General features: G+C 66.9%; 1 protein-coding gene. It reads right to left on the bottom strand.

Going from position 1 to position 390, the window contains the following annotated elements:
- Positions 1 to 390, bottom strand: a 390-nt coding sequence (locus SB719_RS19115) for an AMP-binding enzyme (RefSeq protein WP_412159598.1), incomplete at both ends; no start/stop codon positions are given.

Genomic DNA, 390 nt, shown 5'->3' with positions numbered 1-390 from the left:
GGGCGCGTTCTCGGCGATCTTGCGCAGGATGCGGCGCATGATCTTGCCCGAGCGCGTCTTCGGCAGGCCGGGTGCCCACTGGATGTGGTCGGGCGACGCGGTCGGACCGATCTCGGTGCGCACGTGCTTCACGAGCTCCTTGCGCAGCTCTTCGCTGTACTCGACGCCATCCTTGAGGGTGACGTAGGCATAGATCCCCTGGCCCTTGATGTCGTGCGGGAAGCCGACCACCGCGGCCTCGGCGACCTTGGGATGCAGCACCAGTGCGCTTTCCAGTTCCGCGGTGCCGATGCGGTGGCCGCTGACGTTGATGACGTCGTCGACGCGCCCGGTGATCCAGTAGTACCCGTCCTCGTCGCGGCGACAGCCGTCGCCGGTGAAGTAGCTACC

Source organism: Pantoea sp. SIMBA_079 (assembly GCF_046940275.1).
Classification (GTDB): domain Bacteria; phylum Pseudomonadota; class Gammaproteobacteria; order Enterobacterales; family Enterobacteriaceae; genus Pantoea; species Pantoea borealis.
Note: the sequence above shows the minus strand (reverse complement) of the source record. Positions and strands in the feature narration are given on the sequence as shown.